General features: G+C 68.8%; 13 protein-coding genes. 7 read left to right on the top strand and 6 right to left on the bottom strand.

Annotated features, from left to right (window positions below):
* Positions 1-257: 257 nt before the first annotated feature.
* Entirely contained in the window at positions 258-698 is a 441-nt protein-coding gene (locus tag WYM_RS19110; protein WP_019179515.1) for a metallopeptidase family protein, read from the top strand.
* 32 nt (positions 699-730) lie between these two features.
* Here the strand turns inward: WYM_RS19110 and WYM_RS03850 are convergent, their stop codons facing one another.
* The 4 genes from WYM_RS03850 to manA all read right to left on the bottom strand — a co-directional run bounded on the left by WYM_RS03850 (position 731) and on the right by manA (position 6,819).
* Positions 731-2,146, bottom strand: a complete 1,416-nt coding sequence (locus tag WYM_RS03850) for a DUF5719 family protein (RefSeq protein ID WP_019179514.1) — start codon at positions 2,144-2,146, stop codon at positions 731-733.
* Entirely contained in the window at positions 2,143-5,070 is a 2,928-nt protein-coding gene (locus WYM_RS03845) for a glycosyltransferase family 2 protein (RefSeq protein WP_237739294.1), read from the bottom strand. Before WYM_RS03845 ends, WYM_RS03850 begins: the two co-directional genes overlap by 4 nt.
* Positions 5,071-5,159: 89 nt before the next feature.
* Entirely contained in the window at positions 5,160-5,486 is a 327-nt protein-coding gene (locus WYM_RS03840) for a WhiB family transcriptional regulator (protein ID WP_019179512.1), read from the bottom strand.
* Positions 5,487-5,667: 181 nt separating this feature from the next.
* Positions 5,668-6,819 (bottom strand): mannose-6-phosphate isomerase, class I, encoded by a 1,152-nt coding sequence (gene manA, locus WYM_RS03835; RefSeq protein WP_019179511.1) that lies wholly within the window; start codon positions 6,817-6,819, stop codon positions 5,668-5,670.
* A 95-nt stretch (positions 6,820-6,914) separates the two neighbouring features.
* Here manA and WYM_RS03830 point away from each other — a divergent pair, with 95 nt between their 5' ends.
* Genes WYM_RS03830 through WYM_RS03820 form a run of 3 tightly spaced genes read left to right on the top strand, consistent with a single transcriptional unit; the run spans position 6,915 to position 10,822 of the window.
* On the top strand, positions 6,915-8,408 hold the full coding sequence (locus WYM_RS03830) for an O-antigen ligase family protein (protein WP_019179510.1): 1,494 nt from the start codon (positions 6,915-6,917) through the stop codon (positions 8,406-8,408).
* The gene (locus tag WYM_RS03825; RefSeq protein ID WP_019179509.1) at positions 8,405-9,778 is read left to right on the top strand and encodes an O-antigen ligase family protein; all 1,374 of its coding nucleotides are present in this window, start codon (positions 8,405-8,407) and stop codon (positions 9,776-9,778) included. The genes WYM_RS03830 and WYM_RS03825 overlap by 4 nt, the downstream gene beginning before the upstream one ends.
* 57 nt (positions 9,779-9,835) lie before the next feature.
* A complete protein-coding gene (locus WYM_RS03820; RefSeq protein ID WP_019179508.1) occupies positions 9,836-10,822 on the top strand; it encodes a glycosyltransferase in 987 nt (328 codons plus the stop codon).
* A gap of 3 nt (positions 10,823-10,825) precedes the next feature.
* Here the strand turns inward: WYM_RS03820 and WYM_RS03815 are convergent, their stop codons facing one another.
* Together WYM_RS03815 and WYM_RS03810 are read right to left on the bottom strand one after the other, a co-directional pair.
* Positions 10,826-11,572 carry an ABC transporter ATP-binding protein gene (locus tag WYM_RS03815; RefSeq protein ID WP_019179507.1) on the bottom strand — a complete coding sequence of 249 codons (747 nt, stop codon included), beginning with the start codon at positions 11,570-11,572 and terminating at the stop codon, positions 10,826-10,828.
* Positions 11,572-12,369 (bottom strand): ABC transporter permease, encoded by a 798-nt coding sequence (locus tag WYM_RS03810; RefSeq protein WP_019179506.1) that lies wholly within the window; start codon positions 12,367-12,369, stop codon positions 11,572-11,574. Before WYM_RS03810 ends, WYM_RS03815 begins: the two co-directional genes overlap by 1 nt.
* A 130-nt stretch (positions 12,370-12,499) precedes the next feature.
* Here WYM_RS03810 and WYM_RS03805 point away from each other — a divergent pair, with 130 nt between their 5' ends.
* From WYM_RS03805 to WYM_RS03795, 3 genes are read left to right on the top strand one after another with little or no spacing between them, the layout of a single operon-like run.
* On the top strand, positions 12,500-13,711 hold the full coding sequence (locus WYM_RS03805; protein WP_237739292.1) for a nucleotide sugar dehydrogenase: 1,212 nt from the start codon (positions 12,500-12,502) through the stop codon (positions 13,709-13,711).
* Positions 13,678-14,469, top strand: a complete 792-nt coding sequence (locus WYM_RS03800) for a glycosyltransferase family 2 protein (RefSeq protein WP_237739291.1) — start codon at positions 13,678-13,680, stop codon at positions 14,467-14,469. Before WYM_RS03805 ends, WYM_RS03800 begins: the two co-directional genes overlap by 34 nt.
* The gene (locus WYM_RS03795; RefSeq protein ID WP_019179503.1) at positions 14,469-15,497 is read left to right on the top strand and encodes an NAD-dependent epimerase/dehydratase family protein; all 1,029 of its coding nucleotides are present in this window, start codon (positions 14,469-14,471) and stop codon (positions 15,495-15,497) included. The genes WYM_RS03800 and WYM_RS03795 overlap by 1 nt, the downstream gene beginning before the upstream one ends.
* Positions 15,498-15,510 lie beyond the last annotated feature (13 nt).

Genomic DNA, 15,510 nt, shown 5'->3' with positions numbered 1-15,510 from the left:
CGCGAACGGCCGTGCGGAATCATCGAACCGTCGCGAACGGCTGTGCGCACGCACTGGCGGCGGCCATTCGTGACGTCTCGATCGCGGGATGCCGCGCCACGCTCGCTCCCGCGGACGCCCCGTCACGGCGCCCGCCGAGCCGTCGCGAACGGCCGCTCGGGATCATCGAGCCGTCGCGAACGGCCGCGGCACGCCGAACGCGGCGGCCGTTCGCGACGGCTCGGTCTTCGGCTGCCGCGCAGACCTAGGATGGAGCCATGGCTTGGCGGCGAACCCGGACGAGCGAGCGCGCCCCGCGACGCGCGCCGCGGCACGGACGGCACGGCCGCGAAGGGCGCAGCCCCGTCGTGCGACCCCCGCTTCCCCCGCTCGACACGCGCGTCGACCGGTTCGATCTCGCCGTCGGCACAGCGGCAGAGTTCCTGCGCTCGGCGTGGGAGGACCTCCGCGACGTCCGGTTCGAGGTGGCCGACATGCCTCCGGCGACCGATGCCGGCGGCATCCCCCGCTGGACCGTCCTGCGCGATGCCAAGCGCATCATCATGTACCGGCTGCCCATCGAGCGGCTGAGTCATCTGCATCGCAACGACGAGCTGCACCGCCGCATGCTGATCGAGAGCGCCGTCTTCCGCGCCGCCGCCGAGTATCTCGACCGCGACCCATGGGATCTCGGACCGGAGCGGTTCCGCTCCTTCTGAGCCGTGCGGACTTCCTCACCGGGGTCGGCGGCTCAGGGGTAGACCATGATCTCGGGGGACGCGGCATCCGCCGGCCACACCGGCATGCCGGCCAGCGCACCGTCGCCCGACAACGACAGCGACGCGCGCACCGGCGCGCTCGGCTCGAGCAGATAGACCGTCCGCGCCGACAGGCGCGCGGTCATCGTGCTCTGCGCCGGAACGGTGAGCTCGAGGCGGTAGGCGCCGTCGTCCGAGGTGATGACGACGACCGCGGCCCCGCTCGCGGGGTTCGCGACGGTCAGCGTCGGCGGCGGGCCGCCCGGCGCGGCGAACAGACTCGGGACGGCGATCTCGGGCGAGGGGGTGTACCAGGCGAAGTCGTCGCCCTCCTCGAACCCGGTGGCCTGCCACACGGCCGACACGACCGGCACGTCGCCCGTGATCTCGACACTGTACGACCCGACGGCCAGTCCAGGCAGCGCCACCTCGACCGGCTGCCCCGCCGTCAAGGGCACCTCCTCCGGCTCGATCGCGGGTTCGGCACGGCCCACGGGCGTCACCGTCACCTGCACGGTGCCGTCGGCCGACGGAGCCAGCACGCGCAGGACCGTCGCCGCGTCGGAGGCTCCGTCGACGCCGGGAGGATCCGTCACCGCGATGCCGGTGATCGTCTGCGTCGCCTCCGGCTGCGTCACGGGGCCGACCTGATCCACGCCGCCCGGGGTGAGGGTCCGGGTGATGCTGGTCTGCAACGACGCGTGGACCGGGGCTCCGGTCGCTGAGACGCGGATGACCGGGCTCGCCTCGTCCAGCGCGATGCCGGCCAGCGGAACGAGCCGCTGGGAGCCGGGGGCGACGATCAGGTCGGAGCCGCCGGGAGGGCTCTGCGCCCCCGCGGCACCGAAGACGGTGAGCTCGACCGTCGCCGCGACCGTGCCCGGGTTCGACAGCAGCACGAGATCCGAGGCTCCGGTGGTGCCCGAGCCACCGACGAGCCACGATTCCAGGAGCGGGGGGCGGCACGCGGACGCGGCGAAGCCGGCCATGTCGTCGGCGGCGATCGTGGACGAGCCGGCGGCTGCGACATCCACGCGCGCGCGCTCGAGCGGCGCCGCGGTGAGCGCGAGCGGACCGCCGTCTCCTGTGACGCCGGGCGCCTCCAGCACCTGCTCCTGCGGCTCCGGCGCACCCTCGCTCGCCCCGGCCGTCACGCTCTGCGGAGCGACGGCCGAGACGGCGGCGGCATTCATCGGGTCACGGCCGAGGAAGAGCAGGCCGCCGTCGCACGCGACGATCGACGCAGCGGGAGCGGGGACGGCGGCGATGCTCACGGGGTCGCGGACCAGCGTGGGCCAGGGCACCGACACCGCGGTGACGACGAGGATGACCGCCGCGACGGACACCACGGTGCCGATCAGCATGCGGGTGCTGGTGGTCGCCCAGCGGAACACGCGGCGGTCGCTCATCGTCCCTCCTGCCAGTGCGGCCCGACAACGCGGGGCGTGCGGCGCGCCGCCCGGCGCGAGGCCGAGGTGGGGACGGCGAGCAGCAGCGCGATGCCGAGCACGATGAGCTGGCCCAGCGCGATGAGCCGCGCCCAGGTCAGAACGGATGCCGGTTCCTCCGGTCGGGGCGCGACCTCGTCGATGACGCGCCACAGCTCGCCCTTGGCGGTGTCGCCCACGCTGTCGAGCGCGTCACGCTGGTTGAGGGCGGTGGTGGCCGACAGGCGCATGGCTCGCGCTTCGTCGGACTCGGGCGCCGTCGACGGCGCGAGCAGGATGAACCCGACGCCGAGGTCGGCGAGTACCGCGACGACATCCTCGGCCGACGACGTCACCAGGTCGGCGGCGAGCTCGGCAACCTCCGCATCCTGCGGGGTCGGACTCGTGCGCGTGGAGAGCATCGTGGTCTGTCCGCCGATCGTCTCGCTCTCGCCCCAGACGACGCGGGCCGAGACTCCGGATGAAGCCTGTGGCGTGAGCACGATGGTCCCGACGTCCACGTCGTCGCGGCCCTGCGCCGCCACGAAGGCGGGAAGGGTGCTCGCCGGCCCGTTGGTGAGAGAGGTCGTCTGCCGAGCCATCGCGGTCAGAGACGGCATCGCCAGCACCACGACAGCAGCGAAGACGGCCACAGCGGCGAGGCCGCGTACCAGTGCGACGCGAGGCGCGAGACCGGCGTCGAGCGCGACCAGCGCGCCGCCGATGACTCCCAGCCACGCGAGACTCAGTCCCGCGCCCGGCCAGATCGGCACCGAGACCGACTCCGCGAACGCCACCGAGATGCCGACGGCCGCGAAGGCGGTCGCCAGACCGAGCGCCGTGATCAGGAGGAATCCGGTCCCGACCGCCCAGCGCTGCGTCAACGGCGCGGCGAGCGCGAGCAGGGCGAGGGGGGCGGCGAGCAGCGGCACCCACCACGTCGGCCCCTCCGGCAGCAGCGTCGTCCATCCCGCCAGATCCGGCGTCGGGATGCCGGCGGCCAGAAGCCCCCGGCCGGCCGCGTCGGGCGCGACCTGTGGTCCAGCCCATGACACACCCGGGTCGGCCAGGAGTCCCCACGCCCGGTCGTTGGTCACCGCGTTCCAGGCGAGCGGCAGCGACAGGGCGATCGCCGGTATGACCGTCCAGATCAGCCGGGCCACGCCGCGGCCGGCCCGCAGGGCGACGGCGAGCAGGATCGCGGCCGCCCACAGCACCACCAGCGCCGGGGCGAGGGACGGCGCCGTGGCGATCACGGCCGCGAGGAGGATCGAGGCCGCTCCCGCGCCCGACCATGAACGGTGGGCGACCGAGGCGGCCAGGAAGAGCCACGGCAGCAGCAGATGCAGGATGACCGCGGTCGGCCGCCCCTGGGTCAGGGCGATCAGGAACGTCGGCGCGAGCGCCCATGCCGCGCCGCCGAGGAGGCGGAGCACCGAGCGCTCGGTGACGCGCGTCGCGGCGAACCATCCGCCGAGCGCAGCAAGCGGCAGGGCGAGGATCCACAGCAAGACGAGGGCACGCGATGGATCCCACGGCGCCAGTGAGCCCAGGACCGCGATCACCGCCGCGAAGGGATCGGCGGGGCCTACGGTGTCCAGACCCAGTGCTCGCTGGCCGTACGCGGCGTCGTTCCACAGACCGGCGAGCGTCTCGGACAACGGCTGCAGCGCGCCGCCGCCCAGGACGGGCCAGGCAAGCAGGGCGGGGAACGCCGCAATCGAGACCACGAGCGCGCCCAGCACGAGCCACGCCCCTCCGCCGGAGAAGAAGCGCAGATCGCTGCGGCGATGACCGCCGAGGGCGACCTCGGGATCATCGTCGAGACGCTCGCGGAGGTCGCTGTGTGAGATGCGCAGGGGCACGAGCTGCGTCCAGGGCACCCGTTTCGTCAGGGAGATGCGTCGGCGTGCGCGCCCGACCGAGATGAGTCGCACCATGACGACGACGGCCGCGGCCCACTCCGGGGCGATGCGCACGGGGTGCTTGCGCACCAGGTCGACGACTGTGCGCCACAGAGCCAGCGGCAGCAGGGAGAGCCAGTGGAACGGCACCGCCGCGGCGGGCGCGTAGGCCAGACGCCGGTGCAGCTGAGCAACGCGCTCGGCGTAGGCGATACGCCGACGGCGCTGCGGCGTGATCGGCGCGGGAAGACCGGCGGCGCCGTCGCCCGCGACGGCCACGAGCGCGCTGGGCACCAGCGTGACACGGGCGCCGGCAAGGCGCGCCCGAACGCCGAGGTCGAGGCCCTCGTCCGCCCCCGCCAGCCCGCGGTCGAGACCGCCGAGTTCGCGCCACACCTCGGGACGGACCAGGATGCCGCGGACATCGGCTCCGAGCACGTCCTCGCGCGCGTCGTGCTGCCCCTGGTCGAGCTCGCCATCGGCCAGGCCGATGGCGCGCCCGAAGCGGGTCATCGCCGCGCCGAGCGAGACGATCTCGGAGCGGTCATCCCACCGCACGAGCTTGGGCGCCACGAAGCCGACCGACGGCGAGAGCTCCAGGGCGCCGATCAGACGAGCGAGCGCGTCGGGCTCGGGTGCGGTGTCCTGTGCGAGCAGCCACACCGCGTCTCCGTCGATGCTCGGCGAAGCCAGGGCGACGGCGGCGGCGAAGGATGCCGATGCCGGTGCCTTCACGACGGAGGCTGCGCCCGCGGCATCCGCGATCTCGGCGAGGCGATCGTCTCCGCCGCAGACGACGATCGTCAGCGCGTCAGGCCGGCGCGACTGCTCGGTCAGCGCCGCGAGGGTGCGCTTGAGGTGGAACGCGGCCGGGGCGCGACCGTCGGGTCGAACGACGACGAGGGCGTGCACACGACGAGACATCGCGGCTGCAGGAGCCGTTGCTGCAGGGGACGTGAAGGCGCGGGACGGAGCCGTGGGGTCGGGCGTGGCGGCGGGCATGACGTGGTCAGCCTAGGCGGGAGCGCCGGAGCGCTCAGGACGCACGCGCCGGGTCGGCCGGATCACGCCGGCCGATCCGTTCGCGCGTCTCAACCCGCGCGGCGCTTCAGCTTGCGGCGCTCGCGTTCGCTGAGGCCGCCCCAGATGCCGAAGCGCTCGTCGTTCTGAAGCGCGTACTCCAGGCACTGGTCGCGCACGTCGCAGGACGTGCAGATGCGCTTGGCGTCTCTGGTGGAACCGCCCTTCTCGGGGAAGAACGCCTCCGGATCCGTCTGTGCGCACAAGGCGTCCGTCTGCCAGGAGAGCGGATTGTCCTCTTCCGTATCGGTGTTGCGGCGAACCCCCGGAACCCCCAGCTGGACCGGATCGACGAACCAGTCGTCGGGAACGCCGGAACGGAATTGCGAAACCGTCATGTCGTTCTCACCCCCCGTGATCCCACTTACACGCTGGTGCGTGTACCGATAATTACACCGGTGTAGTTCACGGAAATCAAGTCGCAGATACTAAAGCCTCAACCGAGTCTTGAACCTTCACGACGCGCCGTCGGCGTGTCGTGCGGAGGTAACGGTCCGATGAGAACGCTCGGCTCTGCGATCAGCGTCCGGGAAGCGCGATGAACAGGTCGCCCCCGCCGCTCACCAGCACCTGACCTTCGTCCGGCGTGACGAGGACCGCGCGCCCGGGCGAGAGCGTCGCAGACGAGCCCGAGGCGCGGCCTCTCACGGTGGGTGCTCCGGCCGTGGCCAGCACGATCGCCGGTCCGGTCACGGCGACCGACGCCTCGCCGTCCTCCTGCGAACGGACCGTCAGCAGCGTGAAGTCGTCCACCGGCACGTCGTACGCGGCCACGCCGTCGCCCAGATCGCGCGGATGCAGGACCGGCGGCAGACCTGGGGTGTCGTCGAGCACACTCACGAGTTCGGCGGCGTCGACGTGCTTGGGCGTGAGGCCCCCGCGCAGCACGTTGTCGCTCGCCGCCATGAGCTCGACGCCCAGGCCTTCGAGATAGGCGTGCAGGACGCCGGCCGGCACGAACAGGCCCTCGCCGCGGCGCAGGGTGACGAGGTTCATCAGCAGCGCGACGACGATGCCCGGATCGCCGGGGAAGGCCGCATTCAAGGTCCTCGCCATGTCCAGCTCCGTCGCGAACTCCTCGGATTCGGCGGCGACGGCTGCCGCGATGACATCGCGTGCCGCGTCGACACCGTCCGAGAGGAGCCAGCCGACCACCCCAGCCAAGGTCGCGTCCTGAGCGTTCACGCGGTCGGCGAGCGGCTGCGCCCCCGAACCCAGCGCACCGATGAGACGCCGAGTGGCGTCGAGCTCGCGCAGGCCCGCAAGCGCGCGAAAGGTGTCGCTGAGCGCCACGATGAGCTCGGGCTTGTGGTTGTCGTCCCGGTAGGTGCGATCCGCGGCGTCTCGCGGGACGCCGGCGGCCTCTTCCCGCGCGAAGCCGGCTTCGGCCTGCGGCTTCGACGGGTGGGCCTGGATCGACAGAGCGGATGCCGCGGCCAGCAGCTTCAGCAGGTAGGGCAGGGATTCCGGGACGCCGGCGTCGGCGCCCTCGTCGGCGATCCACCGGTCCAGCGTGCGCCCATCGGGCGTCTCGGACGGGTCAGCAGGGTGGTCGCCGAACCACACCTCGGCCTCGACCCCGCCCGAGGGCTCGCGACCCTCGAGATCGGCGATCAGGGATGTCGAACCCCAGGCGTAGTCGCGCGGGTCATTGGCAAGCGGGATCAGCACCCGCCCAGCCTAATGACGCCCGGCTCGGCGCCCGATCGGAGCAGCCGGAGCGACGCTCCCGAAACGCCGAGGCGGCCGGGGTAACCTGTGACGCGATGGCCGTCTACTCGAAGCACCCGGCGTCGGCACCGCCCACGCCGCCGGTCCGTGAGAAGACCGGCCACCTCCTGCTGCGCGGCTGGTGCATCTTCGTACTCTTCATGGCGCTGTCCGGAACGGCCTGGGTACACGCTTTCGGGGCGGCGGTCGCCGCCGCCATCACGATCGCCGGAGGGCTGCTGTCGGTCATCCTGTGGATCGTCCTGCGACCACCGGTGAACTGGCGGCGCCTGCCCTGGTTCGTCGTCGTGTACGTCGTGTGGGCCACCATGTCGCTCCTCTGGTCGGCGTGGCCGCAGACCACGGCCATCACCCTGCTGCTCCTGTACATCACCACCGTCCAGGCGCTGTTCATCGGCACCGTCCTCACCTGGCGCGAGCTGATCCGAGCCGCGGCATCCGCTCTCAAATGGGTTTTGGCGCTCTCGCTGCTGTTCGAACTGGCGGTGTCGGTGTTCGTCCGGGCACCGCTCCTGCCGGGCTTCGTCGTCGGCAAGGCCGACGACCCCATCGAGTACTGGTCGCGCGACAACCTGTTCGACTGGGGCGAGCGCATCCAGGGCCTCATGGGCAACGCGAACCTGCTCGGGCCGGTCGCGCTGCTCGCCATCATCGTGTTCGGCATCCGCATCGCCTCGGGCGCTCCACGGCGCGCGCTCCTCTACGCGTGGATCGGCCTCGCGGCGTTCCTCTTCCTGCGCGCCTCGTCCGCGACGGCCTACCTCGCAGCGGCGGCGGTCGTCGTCGTGCTCGCCACGGTGCTGCTCATGCGACGCGCCCGCCGCCCGGGCGAGCGCACCAAGTACTACGTCGCGTACGCGGTCGTCGGCATCGGCGGGCTTCTCACGCTCTGGCTGCTGCGCGACGCGATCTTCAGCGCTCTCGGCCGAAGCTCCGATCTCACCGGACGGGAGGGAATCTGGCAGGACGTCCTCGCCCGCACGTCGGAGCGCCCCTGGGCCGGCTGGGGTTTCGCAACGCCCTGGGCGCCGTGGGATCCGGCGTTCGACGGCTGGATCATCGACCACGGCCAAACGGTGCTCCAGGCGCACAACATGTGGATCGACGTCTCCATGCAGCTCGGCTTCATCGGCGTCGTCCTGCTCGCCACCGTCTACCTGGCATTCGTGTGGCGGTCGTGGTTCTTCGCGATCGACCGCCCTCGCTGGGACCTCCGCGCCGACCGCCCCTACTCGCCGCTGACACTCCTGCCCACGCTCGTCGGTGCGATCGTGCTCGTGCAGGGCATCGCCGAGTCCACTCCCCTGCTGCTGTGGGGGTGGCTGTTCGTCGTCATGCTCGGCGCCAAGATCAAGCAGTCTCCGCACGTCGGCGTAGGCCCCGCCGAGCAGAGCGCCGCCATCGAGCGCGGCGAGACGGTGCCCACCGATGACCTCGCCGCCGAGCCGCTCTCCGGCGCTTCGCGACGCGGCTCAGCGCGCGGTCGGGGCTCCTCGACGCCGGACACGCCGACGAAGCAGGACGCGTGAGCTCGTCGGCCCGTGCCGCGCAGCCGGGATGGCTCGTGACGCTGCTGGCCTCGGCATCCTTCGCCCGCGCCTACACGCTGGCGGTGCTCGGTGCCGTGTTCTCGTCGCGGCTGATCGAGCGGGTGGCCGGACAGGTGACCTACGTGACGATCGTGGCCGGCCTGGTCGCCCTGGGCGTCGGAGTGCTCATCGTCCGCCGGCAGGAGATCTCGCTGCTCCGCCTCGTACCCACCACCGTCCTGATGTTCGTCGCGTGGGCGTTCGCGAGCGTGTTCTGGAGCTCCGACGTTTCGTCGTCGCTCTGGAGCTGGGTGTCGACGGCGGCCCTGGCAATCCTCGCCGTGGTGATCGGCCACATCCGCGACACGCTGCAGACGGTTCGCGCACTCGGCGATGTGCTCCGGGTCCTGCTGGCGGCGTCGCTGATCGTCGAGGTGCTCTCGGGTGTGCTGCTCGACGTCCCGATCCCGTTCCTCGGTGTGCAGGGAAACCTCGCCCAGCTCGGACCGATCCAGGGCGTCTTCGGCACGCGCAACCTGCTCGGCTTCGTCGCGGTGCTGGCCCTCATCACCTTCCTGATCGAGTACCGCACGCAGTCGGTGCGCCCCGGGCTGTCGATCGCCTCGGTCGTCCTGGCCGGCGGCCTCGCCGCCTTCAGCGACTCCCCCACGGTGCTCGTGCTCGCGCTGGGGGTCGGACTGGCCGTGGCGGCGCTGGCGTGGGTGCGTCACACGCGGCCCGAGCGCCGGGCAGGCCTCCAGCTCGCGCTGGGTGCGCTCGTCGTCGTGGGCGTCTTCGTCGGCTACCTGGCGCGGCATCCGATCATCGCCGTCCTCGGCGCCGGCAGCGACTTCTCGATGCGCGTGGACCTGTGGAACGTGATGGTCGACATGTCGCGCTTCCGCCCCGTCCACGGCTGGGGTTGGTACGGCCCGTGGGCGCCGCGGGAGTTCCCCTTCAACGCCATCAACTTCCAGCTCGACTCCACGCACGCCACCGGGCTGAACGCCTTCTTCGACGTGCTGGTTCAGCTCGGCTGGGTCGGGCTCGTGCTCTTCGTCGGTCTCGCCGGTCTCGCGCTGGTGCGGTCGTGGCTGGTGGCGAGCGAGCGACGCTCCGTCGTCTACGCGTGGACGCCGCTGATCCTCGTCGCGCTCATGGTCGACTCGATGTTCGAGAGCTTCACCCTGTCGGGCCTCGGTTGGATGATGCTCGTGCTGTGCGCGGTGCGCGCCGGCCAGTCGCGGTCGTGGCGCGAGCGCATCGATTCGCGAACGGATGCCGGGGGCCAGGGCCTGCCTCATGTGCCGGGCGGCTCGGGCACGCCGCCGTCGCCGGGCGCTCAGGCTCCCGACGGGACGGCAGGGTAGGCTTCTCTCCGGCCCGACGCCTCGGCGCCCGTCGCCCCGTTCCCGGAGAACTCCCCCGTGACCCACGTTCCGTCTGCTGCTGCGTTCGACCCGGCGACCGCCACCATCGCGGTCGTCACTTACAACCGCTCGGGCCTGCTGACGCGCCTTCTCGCAAGCATCGTCGCCATGGATCCGAAGCCCGGCCATGTGGTCGTGATCGACAACGCCTCGACCGACGACACGACCGACGTCGTGGAGTCCTATCGCGAGCGCCTCGGTGACACCGAGCTCGTCTACCGCCGTATGGAGACGAACACGGGTGGATCCGGCGGATTCAGCGAGGGCATGCGGGTCGCGTACGAGCTCGGCTCGGAGTGGATCTGGCTCATGGACGACGACGTCGAGGTCATCGACGACGGGCTGGCCAAGATGGGCAAGTGGGCGCCGCGGTTCCAGAGCATCCAGGGCCGTCGCTACGACTACGACGGCAGCGAGTTCTACTGGCAGTACCGCATCGCCGAGCGCATGGGGATCCCGATCCCCTTCGCCCCGGCATCCTTCGACTCGTCCGGGTACAAGCCGATGAACTCCGGCTGCTTCGAGGGCATGTTCATCCACCGCGACATCGTGAAGCAGATCGGCCTCCCCGATCCGCGCTTCTTCATCTACTGGGACGACCAGACGTACGGCTGGCTGGCCTCGCGGAAGACGACGTCGGTGATCGTCGACGAGTTCGTGCTGCGCCGAACCCGCGAGATCAAGCAGTGGGACATGGGCATCCGGCACATGAACGCCTCGAGCAACGCGTACCGGTACTACATCATGCGCAACCGCGCGATCATCAAGCGCTACTACCGCTCGCTCGGCGTCTACAACCCGGTGCTGTTCGGGCTCGGCACCGCGCTGACGTTCGGCAAGGAGCTCATCCGGCTCCTCTTCGTCGAGCGGACCGTGCGCGGCACGTCGAACCTGTTCCGGGGGTTGAAAGACGGCCGGAAGATCGCGAAGGATGCCGCGTGGCAGCCGATGCCGCCGCTTGAGGTCGCCGCAGCGGAGGCTTGACGCTCAGACTCCGGTGGGATGATCGGAGTTGTAGCGATCGAGCACTTCGCCGATCGAGCCGTCCATGGCGAGACGGTGCTTGTCGAGATACAGGCCGCGGGTGCAGAACCGGCGCAGATCTCGCTCGCTGTGCGAGACGAAGAACAGCGTGCGGCCGTCGGCGAGCAGCTCATCGATGCGCCGATAGCACTTCTCACGGAAGGCCTTGTCACCGACCGCGAGCACCTCGTCGACGAGCAGGATCGGCTCCTCGAGCTGTGAGACGACGGAGAACGCCAACCGAACCTTCATGCCGTTGCTGAGATGCTTGTAAGGAGTGTCGACGAAGTCGGCGAGTTCGGCGAAGTCGATGATGCCGTCGAACCGGCGGGAGACCTCGGCTTTCGACATCCCGTGCAGTCCCGATGTGAGGCGGACGTTCTCTCGCACGGTGAGATCACCGACGAAACCGCCCGTGATCTCGATGAGGGGCGCAACCCCTCCGTGCACGGTGACCTTGCCCTCGTCGGGCAGAAGCACGCCGGCGACGAGCTTGAGCAGCGTCGACTTGCCCTGCCCATTCCGCCCGACGACGCCGATCGATTCGCCTGGCGTCACATCGAACGTGACGTTGCGAAGCGCCCAGAACTCGTCGGGCTTGGATCGGCGCGAAGAATCGGAGAAGAGGTCCTTGACGTTACGTCGGCCTCGGCGGTTGCGGCGGAAGCGCACCCCGAGGTCGCGGACCTCGATCGCAAGATCGGTGCCCATCACAGCTCCTTCAGCATCGGACGCTCGAGGCGTCGGAACACGACAATGCCGAGGGCGAGGAACCCGAAGCTCGTGACCGCGCCGATCGCGATCACCCAGGGATCGAACTCCTCGGGGAAGAAACCCACTCGGTAGAGGGCGAAGATGCCGGCGAGCGGATTGAACGCCGCGAGAGTCTCGAATGCCCCCGGAAGGTCGGAGACGCCGTAGATCACCGGCGAGGCATAGAAGAGGGCCCGCAGGATGAGCTTGGTCGTGCGTTCGAGGTCGCTCCAGAGGACACACAGAGGCGCGACCAGCAGTCCGAGTCCGACCAGCAGCACCGTCTGCAGCACGATCGCGACCGGGAAGAGGAGCAGCCCCCAGTTGAGCTCCACGAAGGGCCGCGAGAACACGATGAAGAGGACAAGCACCGGCAGCGAACAGAGGAACTCGATGCCCTTCGAGAGCACGATCCGGTTGACCCAGATCGTCCGCGGAATCGCCGTTGACCGGACCAGTCGAGCGTCCTTGCTGAAGGCACGCGTGAAGTCCGACACCGCGGAGTTGAACCACACCCACGGGAGCAGAGCCGTGATGAGGAACACGATGTACGGCTCGTGGCCGACCGTGCGCTGAAAGATCTGCGTGAACACGAACCAGTAGATAGCACTCATAACGAGCGGATCGAGGATCGACCAGAGGTATCCGAGCGCGCTCGTCGCGTACCGCACCTTGAGGTCGCGCGCTGACAGCAGCCACAGCGAGTGAAGGTAGCGCCGGGGCGATCCGGGGGCGCCGACGGCGGCTGTGGTCACGATTCGATCCTAGTTCCGCCGCACCCGAGCTGATTCCTCGGCACCGCCTGATCCAACGACGCCTCCGATGGTGAAGTCTGGCGATGCGGCGAGATCAAGTACGCTTGCTTGGTTGTTGAGAGAGGGTCAGGTGAGCGCACCCATGGTGTTCCAGAACGATGTCGTCGTGGTCGGCGGCGGGGGGCATGTCGGTCTCCCCCTCGCGATAGCACTCGCCAGTCGTGGGCAACGCACGATCGTGTATGACGTCTCTCAGCGCGCCGTGGAACAGATCCGGGGAGCGCGCATGCCGTTCATCGAACCGGGCGCCGACGAGATCTTGAGAGATGTGGTGGCATCGGGAATGCTCACCGCGTCCACCGACCCCGCCGTCGTGGGCACCGCGGAAAATGTCGTCGTCGTCATCGGAACGCCGGTCGATGAGCACCTGAATCCGGATCCGAACGCGATACCCCGGGCGCTCTCCACTTGTGCTCCCTTCTTCCAGGACGGTCAACTGATCGCACTGCGAAGCACGATATATCCTGGCGTCACAGCGCTCGTGCGCGACATGTTGGCTGGTCGCGGGCTGGACGTCGACATCGCCTTCTGCCCGGAGCGCATCGCCGAGCATCGAGCGATGACTGAGCTCTTCGAGCTCCCCCAGATCGTTTCGGGGTACGACGAGAAGTCGATCAAGCGCGCCGGTGCCCTGTTCGGCACTCTGACTGAGTCGATCGTCGAACTCACTCCCGAAGAGGCAGAGCTCGCAAAACTCTTCACGAACACGTGGCGGTACATCAAGTTCGCGGCGGTCAACCAGTTCTACATGATGGCCAACTCCAAGGGACTGGACTTCGAGCGTATTCGCGCCGGTCTGACACACGACTATCCGCGGGCCCAGGACATGCCGGGCCCGGGATTCGCGGCAGGGCCTTGCCTCTTCAAGGACACCATGCAACTCGCTGCCTTCAGCGACAACACGTTCCAGCTCGGTCACTCGGCGATGCTGGTCAACGAAGGACTTCCCCTGTACGTGGCGAGCCAGCTCGAGAAGTCACATGACTTGTCGACCAAGACGGTCGGCGTGCTCGGTATGGCCTTCAAGGCCGGATCCGACGACATCCGCTCGAGCCTCTCTTACAAGCTTCAGCGTGTTCTGCGGTTCAAAGCGCGGGAAGTCCTGACCACGGACCCGTACGTTCCGTCCGACATCGATCCGAACCTTCTTCCGCTGGACGAGGTTCTCGAACGCAGCGACATCCTGATCATCGCTACACCCCATCGGGAGTACCAGAACCTCACGACGGACAAGCCCGTTGCCGACGTGTGGAACCTGCTCGGACAGGGAGCCTTGATTTGAGCGACGCGACACCCCGCGTCTCCATCGTCGTTCCCGCGTACAACGAGGGCGATGCGATCCTTCCGTACCTGTCGAAGGTCGCGGACGCCGTGAAGCACCCGTTCGAACTTCTCGTCGTCGTCGACAGCGCCGACGACAGCACGATTCCAGCTGTCGCTGCGGTCACTGAACGCGATCCCCGCATCCGCACGGTGATCAACACGCACGGTCGTGGTCCGGCTCAGGCGATTCGATACGGGTTCGATACCGCCAGAGCCGAGACGGTCGTCGTCACCATGGCGGACGGAAGCGACGATCCACGTCAGATCGACGAGCTGACAGAACTGGTCGAACGTGGCGTTGTGGTCGCAGCCGGCAGTCGCTATATGGCGGGCGGGCAACAAATCGGCGGGCCGCGCTTCAAGCGCTTGCTCTCCCGCCTTGCCGGTCGATCGTTGCACCTTTTCGCAGGCATCGGCACCCGCGACGCGACCAACTCCTTCAAGGCGTACAACGCTCAATTCGTCCGCACCGTCACAATCCAGTCGCGAGACGGCTTCGAGATCGGGCTTGAGCTCACCGCCAAGGCTCGCCGGGCGCGTCAGCCCGTGGCGGAACTGCCGACGATCTGGCTCGACCGCACCGAGGGTGTCTCCAACTTCCAGTTGCGGAAGTGGATTCCGAAGTACCTGCGGTGGTACTTCTTCGCATTCGGCAAGCCCCTCCCCCTGACCGAGATCGAAAGAGCCGCCTTGGAAGGCGCGAAGGGAAGTAAGTAATGGAAAAGGTCCTCGTAACGGGATCCGCAGGCTTCATCGGCGGCTATGTGGTCGAAGAGCTTCTGCGCCAGGGGTATGAGGTCGTCGGCGTGGACAACTACTCCAAGTACGGCCCCGTGAAGAAGTCGTACGACGACAACCCGAACTACGAGCTCGTCGTCGCCGACGTCCTCGACACGGCCAAGATGACTGAGCTGCTGATGGATTGCGACCACTTCATCGCCGGCGCCGCCCTGATCGGTGGCATCTCCTATTTCCACACATATCAGTACGACCTTCTGGCGACGAATGAGCGCATCATCGCGTCATCCTGCGACGCTGCGATCGCGGTGAAGAAAGCGGGCGGCAAGCTCAAGAAGGTGACGTACATGTCATCGTCGATGGTCTTCGAGTCGACGGACCGGTGGCCGTCCAAGGAGGGCGACGAGCTGATTGTGCCGCCGCCGCTGTCGTCGTACGGATTTCAGAAGCTGGCGGTCGAGTACTTCGCGCGCGCCGCGAAGGGGCAGTATGACGTCGACTTCACGATCCTGCGCCCGTTCAACTGCGTCGGCATCGGGGAATCCCGCGCCCTCGGAGATGTCGAGATCCACTCGGGCAACGTCCAGCTTGCGATGAGCCACGTCGTCCCCGATCTCGTGCAGAAGGTCCTCAAAGGGCAGGACCCCCTGCACATCCTCGGCGAGGGCAATCAGGTGCGCCACTACACGTACGGCGGAGATCTCGCTCGAGGAATCGTGTTGAGCCTCAATCATCCCGACGCCCTCAACACCGACTTCAACATCTCCACACCGGTGGGGCACACAGTTGTCGAGTTGGCCGAGGTGATCTGGCGCAAGATCAAGGGTGCGGACGTGCCTCTCAACCTCGTGAGCGACCCGGCGTTCGAGTACGACGTGCAGAAGCGTGTGCCTGACACGCAGAAGGCGAAGGATGTCCTCGGCTTCGAGGCGACGACCACGCTCGAGGACATGCTCGATGAGGTCATCCCTTGGATCCGGAACGCCATCTCCGAAGGAACGATCTAGAGAGAAGCCGACG

It is taken from the genome of Microbacterium yannicii PS01 (assembly GCF_000304335.1).
Lineage (GTDB): Bacteria > Actinomycetota > Actinomycetes > Actinomycetales > Microbacteriaceae > Microbacterium > Microbacterium yannicii_A.
Note: the sequence above shows the minus strand (reverse complement) of the source record. Positions and strands in the feature narration are given on the sequence as shown.

Bases quoted from the DNA above. Each gene is read 5' to 3' on its own strand.
- WYM_RS19110 (WP_019179515.1), top strand. From the start codon at position 258: ATGGCTTGGCGGCGAACCCGGACGAGCGAGCGCGCCCCGCGACGCGCG.
- WYM_RS03850 (WP_019179514.1), bottom strand. From the start codon at position 2,146: ATGAGCGACCGCCGCGTGTTCCGCTGGGCGACCACCAGCACCCGCATG.
- WYM_RS03845 (WP_237739294.1), bottom strand. From the start codon at position 5,070: ATGCCCGCCGCCACGCCCGACCCCACGGCTCCGTCCCGCGCCTTCACG.
- WYM_RS03840 (WP_019179512.1), bottom strand. From the start codon at position 5,486: ATGACGGTTTCGCAATTCCGTTCCGGCGTTCCCGACGACTGGTTCGTC.
- WYM_RS03830 (WP_019179510.1), top strand. From the start codon at position 6,915: ATGGCCGTCTACTCGAAGCACCCGGCGTCGGCACCGCCCACGCCGCCG.
- WYM_RS03815 (WP_019179507.1), bottom strand. From the start codon at position 11,572: ATGGGCACCGATCTTGCGATCGAGGTCCGCGACCTCGGGGTGCGCTTC.
- WYM_RS03795 (WP_019179503.1), top strand. From the start codon at position 14,469: ATGGAAAAGGTCCTCGTAACGGGATCCGCAGGCTTCATCGGCGGCTAT.